Source organism: Pseudoxanthobacter sp. (assembly GCF_036822375.1).
Taxonomy (GTDB): domain Bacteria; phylum Pseudomonadota; class Alphaproteobacteria; order Rhizobiales; family Segnochrobactraceae; genus Pseudoxanthobacter.
This window is the reverse complement of record NZ_DAISHT010000262.1, coordinates 1-4,195: the sequence shown is the minus strand read 5'-3', so window position 1 is coordinate 4,195 and position 4,195 is coordinate 1. Positions and strand designations below refer to the sequence as shown.

Below are 4,195 nucleotides of genomic sequence, written 5' to 3'. Positions count from 1 at the left end.
GCTACACCGCCAAGGTGGCCGGCACCGAGAAGGGCGTGACCGAGCCGCAGGCGACGTTCTCCACCTGCTTCGGCGCCCCGTTCATGCCGCGCCATCCCTCGGCCTACGGCAACCTGCTGCGCGACCTCATCGCTGAGCACAAGGTCGATTGCTGGCTGGTCAACACCGGCTGGACCGGCGGCAAGTACGGCGTCGGCAAGCGCATGCCGATCCGCGTGACCCGCACCCTGCTGACCGCGGCGCTCGACGGCTCGCTGAAGAACGCCTCGTTCCGCACCGACCCGTATTTCGGCTTCCTGGTGCCGACCGCGGTGGAAGGCATCGAGGGCACCGTGCTCGATCCGATCTCGACCTGGGCCGACAAGAAGGCCTTCGACGAGACCGCGACCAAGCTCGCCGGCATGTTCCGCGACAACTTCTCCAAGTTCGAGGCCCATGTCGGTGCCGAGGTTCTGGCGGCTGCCCCGCAGGCCGGCGTGACCGCCTGATCCGGCCCATCCGGATCGCCGGGCGGGCTGCCGCCCGGCCTCTCCATTATGCAACGCCGTCCGGAAGTCCGCTTCCGGGCGGCGTTGTCGTTTTCCCGCTCCGCCGGCACCGTCGTCCGGTCGCTATATCTCAGAACAGCGATCGCTCCGGGCCTGCGGGGACGACGCGACCCGTCCGGCCTTCGCCGGCAGATCGGCCACGCCTGCCGGACGCCCCCCCCGTAGCGCACGGGACGCCCGCCTCCGGCTCCGGCAGCCGCTGCCCTGCCGCAAGCCGGGCTCCCCGCTGTTCCGCAGCAAATTCATGTGTTCCGCAGCAAGCTCATGCAGACGCGGCCGCGGCGGTCCTGTGCTGCGGCACGATCCGCCTGCCGGCCGGCGACGACTGCGCAAGGCCGCGCGACCGCGCCCGGCAGGGCAAGGCGCGGCACGGCCGCCGCGCGGGTGGCGGCAGGGTGCGGCAGGATCCGGGGCGGGAAAAGCCGGCCGGGCCGGGCGCTCAGCCTTTTGCGAGCGCGGCCTCAAGGGCGGCGGCAAGGCGGCCGGCCTCGCCGGCAAGCCGCACGGTCTTGATGCGCGCCGTGGAGCCGGCCGTAACCGACACCGCACTGCGCGGCACGCCGGCCTGAGCGGCCAGCAGATGTTCCAGCGCGGTGTTGGCCGCGCCCTTCTCAGGCACCGCCCGCACACGGGCGGCGAGCACGGCCGTGCCGTCCGACAGAATCTGCAGGCCGTCGACCGCATCGCGCCCGCCGCGCGGCGTCAGCCGCACGCGCACCATCAGGCCGTCTGCCGTCGCGCTCCACGGCCGGGCCGGCGCGCTCACCGGCTCACAGTCCCATGAGCATCGGATAGACCGAGGTCACGATCAGGCGCTGGATGAAATAAATGCCGATCAGCAGCACCACCGGCGACAGGTCCATCCCGCCCATGGAGGGCAGAATCTGGCGGATGGGGCGCAGCACCGGCTCGGTGAGGCGATAGAGCGTGTTGGCAACGGCCATCACCACGGCATTGCGCGGATTGACGACGTTGAAGGCGTAGAGCCAGGAGAACAGCGCCGCGACGATGACGACCCACTGATAGAGATTGAGGACGAGAAGGACGACATCGAGAAGGGCGATCATTGGGCTTCCGCGGGCTCTGAACGTCTTTGTCGGGAGGAACCGCGGCGGCGGAACAGCCGCCACGGTGCAGGCGCAGCCCACTATGTGGGGTTCGCGGCGGCGGGCGCAACCACCCGCCGGCCGCACGCATCTCTTCAGCTCAGCGCCGCAGCGTGCCGCCGGTGGCCTTTTCCACCGCCGCAACGATGCGGCCGGTCACCGCTTCGATCTCGGTGTCCGTCAGCGTCTGCTTCTTCGGCTCAAGGGTGACGGCGATGGCGACGGACTTGCGGCCCGCCTCCACGCCCTTGCCCTCATAGACGTCGAACACCGTGACCCTGCCGATCAGCGCCTTATCGGCCCCGGCGGCGGCCTTGATGATGTCGGCAGCCGCCACACCATGATCGACGATGAAGGCGAAATCGCGCGACAGCGGCATCAGGTCGGAAACGGCGAGCGGCGGCTTTGCCCGGGTCGCCCGCGCCTTGGGCGCGGGAATGGCTTCGTGGAACACCTCGAAGGCGGCCAGCGGCCCTTCGATATCGAGCAGATGCAGCACGTTCGGGTGCAGTTCGCCGAACCACGCCAGCACCAGCGGCCCGAGCCGGGCGGTGCCGGAGCGGCCGGGGTGGAACCACGCCGGCGCATCGCGGGTGATCTGCACCCGCTCCACCGGCGCCCCGCAGGCCTCCAGCACGGCCAGCGCATCGGCCTTGGCATCGAACACGCCCACCGGCGCCGCTGCACCGGCCCAGTGGCGGCCGGCACCGGCCAGCCCTGCCGTTCCGGTGCGCACGCCGGCCGCGACCCGCTTCTGGCCTTCCGGCGCATCGCTCAGGAAGATCTGGCCGATTTCGAACAGCGCCACATCGGCAAGGCCGCGATCGGCATTGCGCTTGGCGGCGCTGGCAAGGCCGGGGATCAGGCTCGGCCGCATGTCGGACAGGTCGGAGGCAATCGGGTTCGACAGCGCCAGTTCCTTCGATCCGCCGCCGAAGGCAGCGGCCTGCGCCCCGGAGATGAACGACCACGTCAGCGCTTCAGTCAGCCCGCGGGCGGCCAGCGTGCGCCGGGCGGCGCGGCCGCGCACCTGCGCGTTCGTCAGCACCCGGCCGGCCACCGGCTTCAGGCGCGCCAGCGGCTTCAGCGGAATATTGTCGACGCCGACGAGGCGCACGACCTCTTCCACCAGATCGGCCTTGCCTTCGATGTCGGCGCGATAGCTCGGCACCGTCACGCGCACCACCGGCCCCGCGCCTTCCACGACAAAGCCGAGGCGGGTGAGGAAGCCGGCGATCTCCTCCGGCGACAGCTCCAGCCCGGAGATGCGCTTCACCTCCGCCAGCGGGAATTCGAGGGTGCGCAGCGGAAATTCCGTCGCCCCGGCCACCACCACATCGGACGGCGTGCCGCCGCACAGATCCAGCACCAGACGGGTGGCGAGTTCCAGACCCGGCAGATTGAAGGCCGGGTCGACACCGCGCTCGAAACGGAAGCGGGCATCGGAATTGAGCCCCAGCCGGCGGCCGGTCTGGGCGATGGCGAGTTCGTCCCACAGGGCCGATTCGATCAGCACGTCCGTGGTCGCCTCCGAACAGCCGGTCGCCTCGCCGCCCATGATGCCGGCGATGGATTCAAGGCCGTTGTCGTCGGCGATGACGCACATCGCCTCGTCCACGGTGTAGGTGCGCCCGTCGAGCGCCTCGATGGTCTCGCCGGCCACACCGCGGCGCACCACCAGATCGCCCTTCACCTTCGCCGCATCGAACACGTGCAGCGGGCGGCTGCGATCGTAGGTGAGGTAATTGGTGATATCGACCAGCGCATTGATGGGCCGCAGGCCGATGGCCTTGAGGCGCGCCTGCATCCACGCCGGCGACGGGCCGTTCTTCACCCCGCGCACGAGGCGCAGGGCGAACGAGCGGCACAGCGGCGCGGTGGCGCCGAATGCCAGCGTCACGCCGGCCGGGCACGGGCCGTTGCCGGCGACAGGGGCGACCGGCGGCGTCTTCAGCCGGCCGAGGCCGGAGGCCGCCAGATCGCGCGCCACACCATAGACGCCCAGCGCATCGGCGCGGTTGGGGGTGACGGCAATCTCGATCACCGGATCGTTCAGCCCGGCCAGCGCGGCAAAGGAGGTGCCGACCGCCGGATCGCCCGGAAGCTCGATGATGCCGTTGTGCTCGTCGGAGAGCTTCAGTTCGCGCTCGGAACACATCATGCCGCGGCTTTCCACCCCGCGGATGGTGCCGATCTTCAGTTCCGCGCCGGACGCCGGAATGACGGTGCTGGGCGGGGCGAACACCACCGCAATGCCGGCGCGCGCGTTGGGGGCGCCGCACACCACCTGCACCGGGTCGCCGGCGCCGGTATCCACCATGCAGACCCGCAGCTTGTCGGCATTGGGGTGCTTCTCGGCCGAGATCACCCGGGCGACGATGAAGGGGGCGAGCTCCGCGCCCGGATCTTCGACGCCTTCCACCTCAAGGCCGATCATGGTCAGCCGCGCGACGATTTCGTCGAGCCCGGCCGCGGTCTCAAGGTGGTCCTTCAGCCAGGAAAGAGTGAACTTCATCTTGGGGGTCTCCACCGTCCCGCGGG

At 70.4% G+C, this 4,195-nt stretch carries 4 protein-coding genes; 1 reads left to right on the top strand and 3 read right to left on the bottom strand.

Going from position 1 to position 4,195, the window contains the following annotated elements; all coding sequences use genetic code 11:
* Positions 1–488, top strand: a 488-nt coding sequence (locus V7067_RS16070; RefSeq protein ID WP_334176910.1) for a phosphoenolpyruvate carboxykinase (ATP), incomplete at its 5' end; no start/stop codon positions are given.
* Between the two features lie 499 nt (positions 489–987).
* Here V7067_RS16070 and V7067_RS16065 read toward each other — a convergent pair.
* From V7067_RS16065 to pheT, 3 genes are all read right to left on the bottom strand, one after another.
* Positions 988–1,314: a DUF167 family protein gene (locus V7067_RS16065; RefSeq protein WP_334176909.1), complete on the bottom strand. Its 327-nt coding sequence runs from the start codon at positions 1,312–1,314 to the stop codon at positions 988–990.
* A gap of 4 nt (positions 1,315–1,318) precedes the next feature.
* Positions 1,319–1,615 carry a YggT family protein gene (locus V7067_RS16060; RefSeq protein ID WP_334176908.1) on the bottom strand — a complete coding sequence of 99 codons (297 nt, stop codon included), beginning with the start codon at positions 1,613–1,615 and terminating at the stop codon, positions 1,319–1,321.
* Positions 1,616–1,754: 139 nt separating this feature from the next.
* Complete coding sequence (gene pheT, locus V7067_RS16055; protein WP_334176911.1) at positions 1,755–4,169, bottom strand: phenylalanine--tRNA ligase subunit beta; 2,415 nt, start codon at positions 4,167–4,169, stop codon at positions 1,755–1,757.
* Positions 4,170–4,195: the final 26 nt, after the last annotated feature.

Excerpts from the sequence above, each read along its gene's own strand:
- V7067_RS16060 (WP_334176908.1), bottom strand. The coding sequence starts at position 1,615 with ATGATCGCCCTTCTCGATGTCGTCCTTCTCGTCCTCAATCTCTATCAG.
- pheT (WP_334176911.1), bottom strand. The coding sequence starts at position 4,169 with ATGAAGTTCACTCTTTCCTGGCTGAAGGACCACCTTGAGACCGCGGCC.